General features: G+C 28.5%; 15 protein-coding genes and 1 tRNA gene. 12 read left to right on the top strand and 4 right to left on the bottom strand.

Annotated elements, in window-relative coordinates; genetic code table 11:
• Nucleotides 1–70: 70 nt before the first annotated feature.
• From AC28QF_RS13385 to AC28QF_RS13340, 10 genes are all read left to right on the top strand, one after another.
• Nucleotides 71–973: a DUF6607 family protein gene (locus AC28QF_RS13385; RefSeq protein WP_488202267.1), complete on the top strand. Its 903-nt coding sequence runs from the start codon at nt 71–73 to the stop codon at nt 971–973.
• A 9-nt stretch (nt 974–982) separates the two neighbouring features.
• Complete coding sequence (locus AC28QF_RS13380) at nt 983–2,467, top strand: ankyrin repeat domain-containing protein (protein WP_488202268.1); 1,485 nt, start codon at nt 983–985, stop codon at nt 2,465–2,467.
• A gap of 26 nt (nt 2,468–2,493) precedes the next feature.
• Nucleotides 2,494–2,967: a DUF2271 domain-containing protein gene (locus tag AC28QF_RS13375; RefSeq protein ID WP_488202269.1), complete on the top strand. Its 474-nt coding sequence runs from the start codon at nt 2,494–2,496 to the stop codon at nt 2,965–2,967.
• Nucleotides 2,968–2,985: 18 nt separating this feature from the next.
• Nucleotides 2,986–5,160: a PepSY domain-containing protein gene (locus AC28QF_RS13370; protein ID WP_488202270.1), complete on the top strand. Its 2,175-nt coding sequence runs from the start codon at nt 2,986–2,988 to the stop codon at nt 5,158–5,160.
• 94 nt (nt 5,161–5,254) lie between these two features.
• The gene (locus AC28QF_RS13365; RefSeq protein ID WP_488202271.1) at nt 5,255–5,434 is read left to right on the top strand and encodes a hypothetical protein; all 180 of its coding nucleotides are present in this window, start codon (nt 5,255–5,257) and stop codon (nt 5,432–5,434) included.
• A gap of 209 nt (nt 5,435–5,643) precedes the next feature.
• Nucleotides 5,644–5,859, top strand: a complete 216-nt coding sequence (locus tag AC28QF_RS13360; protein WP_488202272.1) for a hypothetical protein — start codon at nt 5,644–5,646, stop codon at nt 5,857–5,859.
• A gap of 28 nt (nt 5,860–5,887) precedes the next feature.
• Nucleotides 5,888–6,973: a hypothetical protein gene (locus AC28QF_RS13355; RefSeq protein ID WP_488202273.1), complete on the top strand. Its 1,086-nt coding sequence runs from the start codon at nt 5,888–5,890 to the stop codon at nt 6,971–6,973.
• 108 nt (nt 6,974–7,081) lie between these two features.
• Nucleotides 7,082–9,073 carry a sensor histidine kinase gene (locus AC28QF_RS13350; RefSeq protein ID WP_488202274.1) on the top strand — a complete coding sequence of 664 codons (1,992 nt, stop codon included), beginning with the start codon at nt 7,082–7,084 and terminating at the stop codon, nt 9,071–9,073.
• Between the two features lies 1 nt (nt 9,074).
• On the top strand, nt 9,075–9,824 hold the full coding sequence (locus AC28QF_RS13345; protein ID WP_488202275.1) for a LytR/AlgR family response regulator transcription factor: 750 nt from the start codon (nt 9,075–9,077) through the stop codon (nt 9,822–9,824).
• Between the two features lie 90 nt (nt 9,825–9,914).
• A complete protein-coding gene (locus AC28QF_RS13340) occupies nt 9,915–10,472 on the top strand; it encodes a YqgE/AlgH family protein (RefSeq protein ID WP_488202276.1) in 558 nt (185 codons plus the stop codon).
• On the opposite strand, the gene AC28QF_RS13335 is transcribed toward AC28QF_RS13340, so the two are convergent.
• A complete protein-coding gene (locus AC28QF_RS13335; RefSeq protein ID WP_488202277.1) occupies nt 10,469–11,299 on the bottom strand; it encodes an aminotransferase class IV in 831 nt (276 codons plus the stop codon). The genes AC28QF_RS13340 and AC28QF_RS13335 overlap by 4 nt on opposite strands.
• A gap of 97 nt (nt 11,300–11,396) precedes the next feature.
• Complete coding sequence (locus AC28QF_RS13330; RefSeq protein ID WP_488202278.1) at nt 11,397–11,780, bottom strand: START-like domain-containing protein; 384 nt, start codon at nt 11,778–11,780, stop codon at nt 11,397–11,399.
• Between the two features lie 102 nt (nt 11,781–11,882).
• On the opposite strand from AC28QF_RS13330, the gene AC28QF_RS13325 reads away from it, so the two are divergent.
• Together AC28QF_RS13325 and AC28QF_RS13320 are read left to right on the top strand one after the other, a co-directional pair.
• Nucleotides 11,883–11,956 (top strand) — tRNA-Met (locus AC28QF_RS13325).
• Nucleotides 11,957–12,081: 125 nt separating this feature from the next.
• A complete protein-coding gene (locus AC28QF_RS13320) occupies nt 12,082–13,260 on the top strand; it encodes a tyrosine-type recombinase/integrase (protein WP_488202279.1) in 1,179 nt (392 codons plus the stop codon).
• A 25-nt stretch (nt 13,261–13,285) separates the two neighbouring features.
• Here the strand turns inward: AC28QF_RS13320 and AC28QF_RS13315 are convergent, their stop codons facing one another.
• Both AC28QF_RS13315 and AC28QF_RS13310 read right to left on the bottom strand, forming a co-directional pair.
• The gene (locus AC28QF_RS13315) at nt 13,286–15,079 is read right to left on the bottom strand and encodes a hypothetical protein (protein WP_488202280.1); all 1,794 of its coding nucleotides are present in this window, start codon (nt 15,077–15,079) and stop codon (nt 13,286–13,288) included.
• Nucleotides 15,076–17,034 (bottom strand): BACON domain-containing protein, encoded by a 1,959-nt coding sequence (locus AC28QF_RS13310; RefSeq protein WP_488202281.1) that lies wholly within the window; start codon nt 17,032–17,034, stop codon nt 15,076–15,078. Before AC28QF_RS13310 ends, AC28QF_RS13315 begins: the two co-directional genes overlap by 4 nt.
• Nucleotides 17,035–17,036 lie beyond the last annotated feature (2 nt).

Here is a 17,036-nt window from a genome sequence, read left to right as displayed (position 1 = left end):
ATTTTAAATCAATCTAAATAAAATTTATATTTTTGTCAAAAAAATATTTCAACTAAAAATAAATCATAAAATGAAAAAAGTATTATTAGGAAGCATGCTATTATTAACTGCTTTAACAATAAATGCTCAAAGTAAAAAAGCAAAAGACAAAGCTGCTATAAAAAAAATGTGCGGTTGTTTTGAGGTTACTTTTAATTTTGCTGAAACTTTTAACAATAGTAAAGATTCTTTATACAAACCATCAAAAACAAAAATTGCAAAAGGTTTAGAGTGGGCCGAATTAATTGAAGATGGTAAAAATGATATCTCTATTCAGCATTTACTGCAAGTAGGTAATCCTGTTAGCCCTCATATTGTAAAACATTGGCGACAAGATTGGGCATATCAAAATCAAGATTTTTATATGTTTAATGGCGATAATAATTGGTTATATGAAAACAAATCAAAAGCAGCTGTAAAAAAACAATGGACACAAAAAGTGTATCAGGTAGATGATAGTCCTCGCTACGAAGGCTCAGGAACGTGGGTACATATAGATGGAAAAAGCTATTGGGAAAACACAACAGATGCGCCTTTACCTCGCAGAGAATACACAAAACGAAGCGACTATAATGTAACTGAAAGAGGAAATCGCCATGAAATTACAAACTATGGTTGGCTACATGATCAAGACAACAAGAAAATAATTAGAAAAGCAGGCACTAAAGATATTGTATTAGCACATGAAAAAGGCTACAACACTTATGTTAAAGTTGCTGATAGTAAATGTAAAGCATCGCAAGATTGGTGGAAAAAAAACACCAACAAATGGCTATTAGTTAGAAATAAGTGGGACGAGGTTTATGGAAGAAACAACAATCTCTCTCTAGAGAAAAAAGTGGAGAACAAACCATTATATAAACACTTGTTTTCAGACCAAATAACCGAGCAACAACAAATAGATGAAACGATTGAATCTTTCGTTAAAAAATAAATAAAACACATGAAAAATTTACAACTTACATTTTTACTTGTTTTCATTACAAGTATGCTACAAGCACAAACAAAAAACATTTTTTTTGATCGTGTTTTCTGGAAAACAAAACCAACTGTTGCTATTATTGATCAAAAAATAAAAGAAAACAACAATCCAAGCGCATTAACATCTAATGGATTTGATGCTGTTACCAATGCTATTTTAGCAGAAGCACCAAATGCGACTATAAAACACCTTCTTAAACAAAAAGGTAATGATGTTAATAAGTTAACACATGATAAAAGGACCTATGTGTTTTGGGCTGCTTATAAAGGTAATTTAGAATTAGTTAAACATCTTATTGATAACAAAGCTCGGTTAGATTTAAAAGATTCTCATAACTTTTCACCGTTAACTTTTGCTGCGGCAGCAGGGCAAACAAACACAAAAATATACGATGTATTAATTAAAAACGGTATCGATGTTAAAAATGATCTAAACGAAAATGGTGCTAATGCATTGTTACTAGTAATTTCTAATTTAAAAGATTTTTATCTGGTTGATTATTTTACTGAAAAAGGACTGTCTCTTAATAGTTTAGACAATGATGAAAACGGAGCTTTTAATTATGCTGCCAAAAATGGTAATAAAAAAATAGCTGAATTATTATTAAAAAAAGGAATTTCACATAAAAACCTAAATAAAAATGGTGGAAATGCCTTTTTATTAGCTTCAAGAGGTTCTAGAAGTGGTTACAATTCTTTAGCGTTTTTCAAATATTTAGAAAGCTTAGGCATCAATCCTAACATAACTAATAACGAAGGTAAAAACCCTATTCATAACTTAGCTTATGGAAATAAAGACATCGCTACTTTTAATTATTTTATATCAAAAGGAATAGATATCAATAAAGCTGATGTTAATGGAAATACTCCTTTAACAAACGCCACTAGAAGAAATTCTTTAGAGGTAATTAAGTTATTAGCTTCAAAAACTAAAAACATTAACCACACTAATAAAGAAGGAAAATCTGCTCTTACAAATAGCGTAAGCAACAGTTTAGAGGTTGTTAAATTTTTATTAGAAAAGAACGCTAATGTAGCGGTAACAGATGCTAAAGGAAATAATTTAAACTATTATTTATTTAAAACTTTCAATGCTAAAAAAACAGCAGAATTTCAACAAAAACTAACGCTTTTAAAAACTAAAGGTTTAAATGTTGAAGAGATACAAAAGGACGGAAATACTTTATTTCATCTAGCTGTTAAAAAACAAAGTATTGCTATGCTAAATTTTATAGCTGATTATAAAATTGATATCAATGCTAAAAACAAAAAAGGATTATCAGCATTACAGGAAGCTGTTTTAATTGCTAAAAATCATAAAATAATAAAAATTTTACTTAACAAAGGAGCAGATAAAAATGTAAAAACAGATTTTGATGAAACTTTATATGATTTAGCTAAAGAAAATGAAAACCTAAAAAACACCGATATTAGTTTTTTAAAATAAACACAAGTAATTAAAAACAAATAAATATGAAAAAAATATTTATAATTTTATTCTTAGCCTTCGGAGATATGGCTTTTACTACTTATAATGATGCTACTTATAAATGTATGATTCAATTAAAAAATTATACAGGCGAAGGTGCTTACATTACAGTTTCTTTATTAAACCCAAATGGCAAATATGAAAAAACACTATATGTACAAGGTGATGATGAAGATTGGTATTCGGATATAACAGAATGGTGGAAGTTTCAAGGTACAAAAAGAGCTGATATAGATGCCATAACAGGAGCTACTGTTAGTGGAGGTAATAGAACTATTAGTATTCTTAAAATTCCGGAAAGCAAATTAAATAAAGGTTATAAAATTAGATTTGAATCTGCCGTAGAAGATCAAGAATATTATAAAGATGATGTTGAATTTGAACTTACTACAGAAAACGTAAAAACCAAGATTGAAGGAAAAGGATTTATACGTTACATCCGCATGATTCCGCAATAATTAGTAAAATAATATTTAATGAAATTAACTACTTCTGTATGGAGGTATAGCCATTTAACACTGGCTATATCTTCATCTATTTTTATACTTATTGCTGCTGTAACCGGTTTTATTTTAAGTTTCGAACCGATATCGAATCAATTAAAACCGTATGCAATAGCTACTGATAATATTTCCCTTTCTCAAACAATTTCTTCTTTAAAAAAAGAGTACAAAGAAGTAATAACTTTAAATGTTGATGAACATAATTTTGTTACCGCTGCTGTAATTACCAAAAACGGAAAAAATGAAACGTTTTACATTAATCCTATTACAGGCAAAAAAATAAGTAGTATCGTTTCTAAATCATCCATTTTTAAATGGACAACCAATTTACATCGTTCTTTATTTTTAAAATCAACCGGTCGTTTTTTAGTTGGTTTTTTCTCTTTTCTCCTATTGCTAATTACTATTACAGGAAGCATTCTTATCATTAAAAGGCAAGGCGGAATTATACGTTTCTTCACTAAAGTTGTTAAAGAAAATTTTAACCAATATTATCACGTAATCATTGGTCGGTTTACCTTAATTCCTATATTAATAATTACAGTAACCGCTGTATATTTATCTCTAGAAAAATTTTCTCTTTTACCTGAAAACAACATTAAGCATACTTTTGATTTTTCAGAGATTTCTTCGGATAAAAAAATTGCCGTTGAGGAATTTTCAATCTTTAAAAACATTCAATTAAATGAAGTTAAAAGTATTGAATTTCCTTTTTCTGACGATGCCGAAGATTATTTTTTCTTAAAATTAAAAACCAAAGAATTGATTATTCATCAATACTCTGGTGAAATTATTAGTGCAAAAAATTTACATTTAACACAAATACTGTCCGATTGGAGTTTGTTTTTACATACCGGTCGTGGCACTATTATTTGGTCAATAATTTTACTTTTATCCTGTCTTGCTATTTTATTTTTTATCTATTCTGGTTTCGCCATGACTTTAGAAAGAAAACGTAAAAGCTCATTACCTAAGAACAAGTTTAAAAAAGAAAATTCAGAAATTATTATATTAGTTGGTTCAGAAACAGGCAGTACTTTTGGTATTGCATCTTCTTTATACGACGCTTTAATTACTGATAAAAAAACTGTTTTTATAGACCATTTAAACAACTACACATCTTATAATAAAGCTACCCAATTAATTGTTTTAACAGCAACTTATGGCGAAGGACAACCTCCTTCAAATGCAAATAACTTCCTAACATTAGCAGAAAAAATTAAACAGCCAAATCCTATAAACTATGCTGTAGTTGGTTTTGGCTCATTCGCATATCCTGAATATTGTAAGTTTGCTATTAAAATTGATAACGCATTTAAAAAGAAAAAGCACTTCTCTCCTACTTTACCTCTTTATAAAATTAACAATCAAAATTTTAATGATTTTAAAACCTGGGGGATACAATGGAGTCAAAAAACAAATATCCACTTACAACTAAAACAAAAACTAGTTAAACCTAAAAAGCAGCAAGCTTTTTCGGTAATAAATACTACTGAACTAAATACGGATGCTTCTTTTTTAATCCGTTTAAGACCTCTTAAAAAATTGCACTTTTCATCGGGTGATTTACTAGCAATCACTCCTAAAAACGATAACATTAAACGCTTATATTCTGTAGGTAAAATTGACAATGACATTTTATTAAGTATAAAAAAACACGAATTTGGGGTTTGTTCAAATTTACTTTTCAATCTTAAAACAGCAAATACTTTACTTGCTAGAATTGAAAAAAATAAAGCGTTTCATTTTTCTAAAAAATCAAAAAAAACAATTCTAATAGCCAACGGAACAGGTATTGCTCCTTTTTTAGGAATGTTACACAATCCTTTAAAAACTCATTTATTTTGGGGAGCAAGAACTAAAGAATCTTTAAAAATGTATGCTCCGTTTTTAACAAATTTAAATGAAGAAAATATTCATATTGCTTACTCCAAAGAGCAAAATAAAGAATACGTACAAGATCTTATTTTAAAAGAACAAGCCTTAATTGCATCGACCCTAAAGAATAACGGCACAATTATGATTTGTGGCTCTATTAGTATGATGAACGATGTTTTAAAAAATTTAAATATTATTGTTCTAACTCAATTACACACTCCGTTGAGTACTTTTCAAAAAACGAATCAAATTAAAACTGATTGTTATTAATATTTACGGTTTTACCCTCCTTTTTTTACGATTTATTTTCTTCATTAATATTTTTAACTATTTAAATTTGAGAAACTTAATTATTATTATTATTATGTTCAAAAAAATTTTAAACTTAGGGACTACATTAAACAAGACTGAGCAAAAATCTATTAATGGAAGTGGTAATTGGCAACAATGTGGGCCTTCAACTTGCTGCCGTACATTACCAAACGGATATGTATTAAGAGAACCTTCTCAATGCTTTTCTTGGGGTGGTTGTATTTTATTATAATAAAAAATAATTTACTTAATAACAGCAGGTAGTTTTACAAAACTATCTGCTGTTTCGTTTTACATCTCTTTCTATTACTATTTCTTAGTTAATGTATTTAAATACATTAACTAAGATTTAACGAATTCTAATTTATTGCTTACGAATTCTAATTAACTTCAAATTATACCTTACTTCTCCCTTAATTTTGACTGTATAAAACAAATATTATGTGGTCAGACAACAATTACTCATCAGTATTAAAAATGTATTTAAGCAAATATAACAGCTTAAAATTACAGATAAACAACAACGGATTAATAGCTTCTGTAGAGAAGCAAAAAAATGGGTTATGGGTTAGTGACAGGAACTTGCCTAACATTTTAAATAAATTATCTACAAATTTTAATTTAGAGAAAAATGTAACCATCATTTTACAACAATAACAAAATAATAACCTTAAAAACAAAACCTATGAAACAACACATTTTAAAAGTAGGAATGGTAATGGGATTACTACTACTAATCGGAACATTTACAAGCTGTAATGAAACAAAAAAAAACAGTACAAAAGAGTTGGGAAACATTGCTAAAAAAGAAGAAACGGTAAACAAAATTAATTTAAACTCAAGAGAACCAATTGTATTTATTGCTGGTTATGATAAAAGCGATAGCAAGTTTTACGACAGTGCTAGGGCTTATTTTAAAGACAAAAAATACCGTGTTATAAATGAGGAATATTCTTTAGAAGAAATTATTACGTGGATGAATAGAAACGCTACTGAAAATCCGTACGGCGATATTCATATTGTTAACTACAGTAATCCTTTTAAAGGTATGCATCTTGAAACAGTTGTAAATGGTGAAAAAATTACAACAGAATCTTTACAAAAAAGTATTTCTAAAGGAAATTTACCTACTATAAAAAAGGGAATTAATATAAACACTAAAATTGTATTTCATTCAAACGGCTTAGGTAAAAACGAAGCACTTTTAAATAGTTTAAAACAAGCTTTTTCTACGGATGAAGTTCCGCAAGTTGTAGCTTCACCTTACTTTAATGTATTCGATGGCGAGTTTACGAATCACTATTTAGCAGAACCGTATTACGTATTTTATCCGACAGCAAACTCACCAGGAAAAGTAGATTTATCTAAAGAGATTGCTAAAAAATATCCGAAGGAAAGAGAAATAGATTGGTTTGCTGCTTTAACAAACGAAAGAGAGCGTTATATAGGAGAGCCATATACAAAACAGTTTAGTGTACCTGTAAGTTTAGAAGTTGATTATTTACATTCAGATGAAGAAATTCCAACTTTTGTAATGCAAGAAGAGTTAATGGATTTTATTGCTAATGATGAAGATTTAATGAAAGACATGGATAAGTTAAATATTCCTGTTGAAAAATTTAGATGGACCTATAAAATAAAGGATAGTAAATTACTTATTAAAGGAAAAACATCTGTGCTGTGTGTATTAAAGCCACTTACAAAACCTTTTGGCGACTTAGAGCACATTAAACCCGACACTAATAATAAGCGCTTATACGCAATGAAATAATTTAATATTTGGGGAACGTCATCGCTAATAAAGTAGCAGTAATTATCTTAAAAAGATTACTTCTTATACTTTATCGCGATGACGTTTAAATTGGTTAAGTTTGTTACTATGAAGTTACTTAAATATGTATTTATTTTTATTTTTTCATCAACTGTTACAAGTACTGTTGCACAGTTAAACACGCTAAAAAACTATAATTTAAATGATGGCTTACCTAGTTTAACTATTACTGATATTACACAAGATGAAAGTGGTTATTTATGGTTTACTTCTAATAAAGGAATCTCTAGTTTTGACGGTTATGAGTTTATAAACTTTAGTAAAAAAGACGGATTAACAACTGATAAATCAACAGTTGTTAGTACTACAAAAAACACTCTTTATATTGGTAGTAATAACGGACTAAGCATCCGAAGTAATAGTACATTTAGTTCTTTTGATGAAAAAAAAATCAACTGTATACTAACTACAAACCATGGTACTTTTTTAGGTACAGATAAAGGTATATTAAGAGTTCGTGAGGATTTCCTTTCTAATATTCGGACTAATTTTCAGATTGATTTAAACATAATAAACGATTTAAAGTTTGATGGTTCTTTTTATTGGATTGCAACCAACAAAGCTTTGTGGAAACTAGATAAATTAGTTAACCCGACTCTTTTAAAAAGAATAGATTTAGGTAATTACACTTCTATTATCTTTCATAAAAAAAAGACTGTTGCAGCTACTTATAACAACGGAATTAAATTAATTAATAACGACCAAATTCAGACAATTACAAGCTCTTTAAAAAACATAATTGATGTTAAGTTTATTAACAATCAATTTTGGATTATTTCTCAAAACGACGGAATTGAAATACTTAATGAAAATTTTAACTTCGAAAAAAACATCAATAAATACAATACATTAACAACAAATAAAATAAATACTGTTTTTCAGGATCAGCAAAAAAATATTTGGATTGCTACAAAAAACAAAGGTGTATATAAATTAAAAGGAAAGAATGTTACAGAAAAAACTCCTGTAATTACCTTTCAAAATATTGACGTAGTTTATAAATCGTTAGACAGCATTGATATTAACAACTATCAAAAAATATTACAATTAAAACCTACTAAAAATCATATTTCATTTACTTATAAAACGGTTAATATCAACAATCCGAAAGATGTTTTATACCGTTATAAATTAAATGATGAATTTAGTAATTGGACTTCTAAAAACACCGTTGACCTTCCTTATTTAAACTACGGAAACTATACTTTTACAGTACAATCTAAAAGTGCTAAAAAAATAAGCAAACCAATACATTTTCATTTTTTTATTGATACACCTATTCATCAAAAAAGTTGGTTTATATGGGCAAGTATCTCTTTTATACTCTTTTTTTTAACGGCGGTAACTTTACTTTATATTCGAAAAATTAAAGCTAAAAATAAAGCTAAAGTTAAAAAACTACAGTTAAAAAATCATTTATTGTCGTTAGAGCAAAAAGCGTTGCAGTTGCAAATGAATCCGCATTTTATTTTTAATGTTTTAAACGGAATTAAAGCTTTAGGTACTAACGGAAAATCAGCAGATCTCAATACAACAATAAGTAAATTTGCAACGCTTTTACGCGGAATTCTGCATAATTCTAGACAAGAAGAAATTAGTTTAACTGAAGAAATATCAGTCTTAAAAAATTATATAGAGCTAGAACAACAGATGAGTTCAAATACTTTTAAATATGAAATCATTACCGATTTAAAACTAGATCCTGAAGAAATATTAATTCCGCCAATGTTAATTCAACCTTTTATTGAAAACAGTATTAAACATGCTTTTAAAACAACATCAGAAGGTAAAATCACGATTTATTTCTCTATTAATAATCAGTTTTTAGTATGTACTATTATTGATAACGGCGTCGGAATTCATCAATCAAAAAAAGACACCAACGCTAATTCTCATAATTCAGTTGCTATTAAAATCACTGAAGAACGTATTAGAGCCTTGTCTAAAAAAAGTTTTTTTTATATTGATGAAATCATCGATAGAAACGAGATAACCGGAACAAAAGTGTCTTTTAAAATTCCTTTAAAAACTGATTTTTAACATGAATAAATTAACTGCTATTATTGTTGATGATATGCCATCTGCTTTAAAAATGTTACAAAACGACATTTTAAAACATCACAAAGAAATAGAAATAATCGGTACCGCAAAAAGCGTTGTAGAAGCATCTATATTATTAAGAAAAAAACAGCCAGATATTTTATTTTTAGATATTATGCTTGGTGACGGTACTGGTTTTGATGTTCTTGAAATTCACCCTAATTTATCATCAAAAATAATTTTTGTTACCGCAAGTGATGAGTATGCTATTAAAGCTTTTAAGTTTGCTGCAATCGATTATATATTAAAACCATATACAAATGAAGATTTATCTAACGCAATTGATAAAGCTAAAAATCAAATTAAACCAGATAAAGAACAATTAACCATTTTACAAGAATCTATAAAGCAACCTAATTTGCGCCCAAAAAAGATTTCTTTAAGCACTTCTGATAAAATTATTGTGGTAAATTTAGATGATATTGTGCGTTGTAAGTCCGATAATAACTATACGGAATTCTTTTTAATAGATAATCAAAAAATTTTAGTCGGTAAAACACTTAAGTACTTTTCAGACATGCTAAAAGAATTTGAATTTATTAGAGTACACCAAAGTCACCTAATTAACATACAGTATATCAAAGAGTTCATTAAATCTGATGGAGGATATTTGGTTTTAAAAAATAAAATTACAATACCAGTTTCTGTTAGAAAACGAAATGAAGTTATTCAGATTTTAGAAAAAATATAAACTTTTTTTACTTTTTATTACATATTTTAACAACTATGTTAAATTTTTATTAAAATTTTACCTATTTTAGTAATATAAATAACTAAGTATATGGTTGCACTTAAACTCGAAAAAGGCAGATTGTTAATTGCAGAGCCTACTATTTTAAATGATTGTTCTTTTAAGAGAACTATTATCTTATTAACAGAACACACACCAAAAAGCTCTGTTGGCTTTATATTAAACAGACCTTTAAATTACGTGCTAAGTGATTTAGTACCAGAAATAGATTGTGATTTCACAATATATCAAGGTGGTCCTGTAGAGGAAGATAACTTATACTTTATACACAAAGCACCTGACTTAATACCAAACAGCATTGAAGTTGCAAATGGTATTTATTGGGGAGGTAATTTTGAGCTTTTAAAAGAGCTTTTAACCAGTAATAAATTAAAATCAACAGATATACGCTTCTTTCTAGGATATTCTGGTTGGGATACAAATCAACTAGAAGATGAATTAAATACCGATTCTTGGTTTATTTCGGAAAATGATTACACAAATATCTTAACTACAAATGACAAAAATTTATGGAAAGAAAAACTACTTCAAAAAGGAGGTAGGTATAAAATATGGGCGAATGCACCAAGTGATATTCAAATGAATTAACCTGTTATTGTTATTAATTTAAGACTACTTTTAATTTTATCAGTTATGCTAGAAGTAAATTCTTTTTTACGGTAATTAGTTACTGATTGAATACCAATAATCGCATTGGTTATAAAAACCTCATCTGCTTTTTGTAATTCGAACGGAGAAATTGTAGTTTCTGCAATAGTATATTCTGGATTTTTCTCTAGAATTTCAATTACTTTCTTTCTAACAATTCCCTTTATACATCCTTCTGTTAAAGCCGGAGTTTTTATTACGTTATCTTTTATTATAAAAATATTTCCGTTGGTTGCTTCAACAACCCCTTTTCTTTCATTTAATAATATACAATTATCTAAATCATTTTCATCTGCAAAAATAGCAGACAATGTATTTAGCATTCTGTTAGAAGTTTTTATGGTTGATAACAATCCTGAATAGTTATAAAAATCTTTAAACAGATCTACTTTATAAATAGATTTTTCTATATAAGTAAAATCAGATGCTTCTATTAAATAATCAATTTCGTTTGACGCTGGTTTATACAATCCTCCATCCTTTCGGTAAACAGTTAATCTTACTCTGTAATTGTTTGCCTCGGGAAGTTCTTTTGTAGTTTTTAAAATTTCTTCTTGTAAGAACTCTAGCGTAAAATTCATTGGTATTTTCATACGCAGCATTCTCATCGATGCCATTAACCTAAAATAATGATCCTCAAAAAAAACAACTTTAGTGTTAAGTACTCTTACCGTCTCAAAAATAGCATCACCATACTTAAAGGCTCTATTATTATTAGATAACTGTAGTTCTTTTTCTGATATTATTTTCCCGTTAAAATTTAGCATCTCTAAAAAATTTTGATTGCAAATTTACAGCTTAGGTAATTAGTAGCCATAAAAAAACTCGACAAAATGTCGAGTTTTTAATATCTACTATAAAAGATTACGCTCCTATACTATTTTTAAGACTTTCTATTTGGCTTTCCCATAACATTTTTGCTTCTTCTACAGCTTCTTCATCATCTGCAAAGTCGGTAACAATTACCACTACATCTTTAGTTAAAGGGTCTACTTCTATTCTAAATTCAAAATAACTTTCATCATCTTCACTTTCTTCCCACTTAAATTTAATGCGTTCATTATTTTTTTTAGCTAAAATTTTAGCCTCTTCTTCAGAATCATCCCACATAAAAGTGATTAATTTTCCTCGAGAATTAACTCTATCAGCAAACCACTCCTCTAATCCTGAAGGAGTTGCTAAACTATTATATAACATACTTGGTGACGCATGTATAGGGAACTCTAATTCGAACTTTACTTTACTCATTTTTTTTTTCTTAAGGTGGCAATATATATCTTTATTTTTTAAAAAAAAATTTCATTTTTTGTTGGTTAAAAGTAAATATCTTGTATATTTGCAGCCGCAAATGGCGAGATAGCTCAGTTGGTTAGAGCGCAGGATTCATAACCCTGAGGTCGGCAGTTCAAATCTGCTTCTCGCTACTGATACTCTGAAACCCTATTCAAATAGGGTTCTCAGAGTATTTTTTTTAAAACAGCGTGTCAAAAACTTGCCATTGATTATCATTTAATTTACAGTCAAATTATCAATTTGATGTAAAAAAAAAATGTCTAAATCTCAGAATTCAAAAAAACTTATTCCTTTTATAGATTACATTCCTGCAGAATTAAAAGAAAATAAAACTTGGGAAATCGTCTATTATGCTATTGATCCTTTAGAAACTGATACTTTTAAACGTTTGAAACGCAAAAGAAACAGAGTAAAGCCAATAACAAATATTATAGAAAGAAGAAAGTTTGCGAAAAGAATAATAGCCAATTTGAATGAAAAACTAGCAAAAGGGTGGACTCCCTTTTTGCATGAACAAAACGCAAAAGTATACACCAAGCTTTTTGATGTTTTTGATATTTTTACAAAACAATTAGAACAGAAAATTGAAAAAGATGCGCTACGTAAAGACACCTTACGTGCTTACAATAGCTACATTAAAAATATAAAAGGTTTTTATGAATCCGAAGGAAAAGAAGATTGTTTTGTAACCGATTTTAATGAAGATTATAGCAGACGGTTTTTAGATGTAATTTTTTACGACCGTGAAAATTCAGCACGAACTCACAATAATTATTTAGGGTTTATAGGTGTTTTTACAAGGTGGCTGATAAAAAGAAGATATATTAATGTAGATTTCACGAGTCTTTTATCAAAAATAAAACAAGGCGACAAAAAGAGGACCATAATACCACAGCAAGAAAGAGTTCGTATTTTTAATTATCTAGAAAAAAATAATTTTAATTATGGTGTACTTTGCCAAGCTGCTTTTTATTGTTTAATCCGTAGAACTGAGTTTACTAAGCTTAAAGTAAAAGATGTTATACTCTCTAACGGAATTATTAACGTGCCTGCAGAAGCTAGTAAAAACAGGAAATCGCAAATAGTAACTATTCCTTTAGATATAATAAATTCTTTAGCGACACATCTTAGCACCGCTAATAATGATGATTATTTATTTTCTTGCAATGATTATAAACCAGGTAAAGAACAATTAACACCTCGTAAAATATCTTACACTTGGGATAAACTAAGAAAAACGATAAAACTAGCCGATACATATCAATGGTATTCTTTAAAAGATACTGGTATAACAAATTATTTACAGTTAGGTATACCAACAATTGATGTAAAAAATCAAGCCAGACATTATTCTATTCAGCAAACAGAAGAATACTTACCTAAAAATATTTTTAAAGCAATTGGCAATATTCAATCAGCAAAATTGAATTTTTAATAAAAAAAGCAGAATCAGAAACCTCTTAAAAAGTTTCTGATTCTGTATTTACTTCCCACAAATTCTTTGATATTCTTCTTTTACGAATCGATTTTATTAAGTGCTTTTTATTGTACTTAAAAACACCTTGCTTAATATTTAATAGTTCTGATACCGCTAAGGTAAAAGTGTCTTTATAAGTTTCTGAATTGGCTCTGAATTTTAACCATTTTTGCCAAAAATTTAAAAATATATCCTGAACACTTAACTTAACATTATCAATATTATCTACAGATAAAGGCTCATCAGCTATTAAACCATCATATAAAGTTAGCATTATATCGGTTTCTTCTTCTGGGTAAACACCTGTAACAATTCCTAAATTTTCTTTTACCTCTAATGGTGTTACATTTAAAGTTAACTCTTCGGTTTCGGCATCAACAAAATCGGTTTTATCATAAATTTGCCCAGTTTTATCAACCATAATCTCATTATCATCTTTACCTGAGTATTTTAAAACAAATAAATTTTGTTTGCTTAATGTTCGTTTTTTATCAGGATCTTCTAAATGAGATTTATCTACATAAATTAAATCATCTGTAATGTTTTCTAAATAATTAATATAAACGGCATTATCAGTATAATCAAACCTTAAATTTTGCCAGTTTTTAACCCTATTTACCAACTCTCTAAAAGTAATATTTGGCAAATAATCGGCTAATGAATAGGTAGTAGGAAATATATTTAATTGCCCTTCTTTATACTCATATTTAAAATTATTATAAGGGGCGATAGATAAATTTTGATAAGACAAACGCAGTTCTACCTCAATATCATAAAATATAGTAGTATTTACGATGTTAATATCTAAAGTTTCGTTTATAATTACTTGTTTACCTGTTGACTTTGCTTCGTACAAAACCACGCCATTCTGTTTTACTTTTAAATGAAAATATTGTGCAATTGCGCTAGACATATTTAAACGCATTTTTAAAGTAAAAGAGCCAATATCAGTTGGCGTATGCGTTCGTTTATAAACATTTACTGTATTACCTTTAATTGTTTCTTGAAATGTAAAGTCTGAAAAACTATAATCAGAAAATTGCGATGCTGAATACTGCTGAAAAAATAACTTAGGCACTAATAACAACTTTTTATTTAATTTATTGTTTACAAAATCACCGCGCATTTCTAAACCTTCAGATGCAAAACCTACACGTAAAACCTCTAGTAAATAAGGCATTGGGCACATTACATTTTTATTTAAAGCAGTGTTTACTCCCTCTATATTTTCTATACTATTGGTAGGAAACTCCCATTGTGAAGTAGTAGCGTTAAACTGATAGTTGTTTAAATAATTATCAAAAGCCTCGTAATTAGTTTCTTCTTTTAGTTTAGGCCTAAATATTTTAACGAAATTATGTGTAGCGGTTGGCCATTGCTTTGTTAATTGATTTTTAGCAAAAGTAGGCAAGCCACCTTGTGCCAAAACAACAGGAAATGGTAACTGAATTAATTTCTTATCAAAAACGGCTAAAACTTCTTTACCGTAAAATAAGGTTAGTTCGGCAATAGTATCTTCTATTTCATTAATAGAAATATAGCCTTCGTAAAAGCTATTATCTACAATAACATTACCATATATTTTATTGGTATAAGAACTAACATTATTAATATTTACCAAGCCTAATTTCTCAGCTACTTCGCCAGTTAATGAAATGCTAAAAGGCATTGAGAATGATTTAGAAATACTATCTGAAAAATAATTGCTATTTTCTTGTAAAGAAATGCCTTTATTGGTTAAATCTAACTCAAAATTAAGTGTTTGAAATTTTATCATACGATGGCTTTTGTAAATTTTAAATCATAAGATTTATCATGTTCTCTGGTCTTATAAATTTCTAATGTTTTGGTAGTCATTATTATTGCTACCCAAACACCTTTTAAAAAAATAAAGGTTTTTTTAGATTTTAAAAATTCTGATAACCACTCTTTTTCTTGCTGAGAGTACATATTACCAGTGTTAACAGTGTATATATAGCCAACAGATAACTTTGTTATTTTTGTGTGCTCTTTATTTGCTACCTGTACAGCGTTTGTTTGTTTTTTTACATCAATAGTTTCTGTAAAAAAGCCTGTACATTCAAATATTTCAAAATTATTCCATTCATTTTCAAAAGCCAACAAGGTATGCTCTAATGCAGGTTCTTTTACAATTACATTGGTTATAATGTTACCGAAGTTTATAGCTATCGTATTACCTGTTACGAGATTTAAAGAAGCTATGTTTATAATAGCATTGTAAACATATAAATTACTTGCAATGGCAGCGCTAATTGTTGCAGTAGCATCGCCAGTTATTTCTATTGCATCTGGCAACGAAAGTGATAATATAGAAAGCGATAAAACTGCCTTATTTGTTACATAAATAGTATTTGGTGTATAGCACAACTTATTTTGAATAGTTGGTGTGTGGCCATTTAAAAAACGAACATTGCTATATTGCCCTAATGGTGTAATTGCGCCAGATATTTTGTTTTCTATTGCTGATGTAAAAGAAATATTTAAAGGTGCAATATTGTTTATAATTCGGCTTGTAAAAACATCGGTAGGATTGGTTGATTGTAATAAATCAGGCGTTTCATTACCTATTAAAACAGCAGCAACACCTTTATAAAATGGGGCTTCTTTTTGATACGGTAAATTATTAGTAGCCGTTGCTGTAATAAAATCTAATACTAAAAATGTATTATCGGCTACATTAGTAACTTGTAACTCATTTAAATCTTCGGCAAAATATAAGGTTTCACTAGTAATACCAGTTTCTAAAAAAACAACAACTTTTAAAGAAACATATACTTTTTTTATAATATCGTTTGCCCTAAATTCTACAAAACCTGTATAAACGCCTACAGATAAATCAACCGAATTTACACTTATTTGCAAATTATGAACACCACTAATACCGCTTGTGGCAGATAAAGAAAGCCATGGTTGAGATATAACTGTAGACCAATTGGTTGAAGTTTCTAAATTTAAATTAAATTCTTTATTGTTAACCTCATTTAACTCTGATACAAACTCTAAATTTCGTGGGTTTACATATAAAAAACTAGTAGGTGTATCTCCTTCATCAATAACAAGAGTTACTATAATAGTTTCTTGCCCTCTACCGTCTGTAATAAACACCTGCGATTCGTAGGTACCAACAGTTAAACTACTAGGATCTACTCCTATTACCAAACTACTATTACCTACTCCATTAGTTGCTGACAATGTAACCCATGATTGCGCAGCGTTAACCGACCAATTATTTTCAGCTGCTATTTGTGCTATTTTATTAGCAGGTAACGTTTCGCCAATAGTATAATTAAATAATAAATTAGTCGGTGTTATCTCTAACAAAGTAGAATCTATTATTGTTAAAGATAATAGAGCTGAAGGTTTTGATTTAGTAAAGTTATTGACGAACCAGTTAACATCTAAATTAAAAATATCTAAATACGTAAAGGTTAAATTTAATTCTGCTTTGTAATCTCCGGGAGACATCGAGTTTATATAATGTTCTTTAATTCTAATATCAAACTCTATTGATTCACCTAGGTTATTTGATGTCTTATTATGAGTTAAGTTTAAAACCTCTAACCAGGGAGCAATATTATCAAAACGAATATCATATACCATGAATGCTGGATGCTGTAAAATATCATGATTATAAACAAAATGAATTGTTTCTAACGGTGTAACATATTTTTTATATTGAAAATGAAACGTACTTGGTGTAAATGTTGACATTT

Source organism: Tenacibaculum sp. M1.3A, from assembly GCF_057732375.1.
Note: the sequence above shows the minus strand (reverse complement) of the source record. Positions and strands in the feature narration are given on the sequence as shown.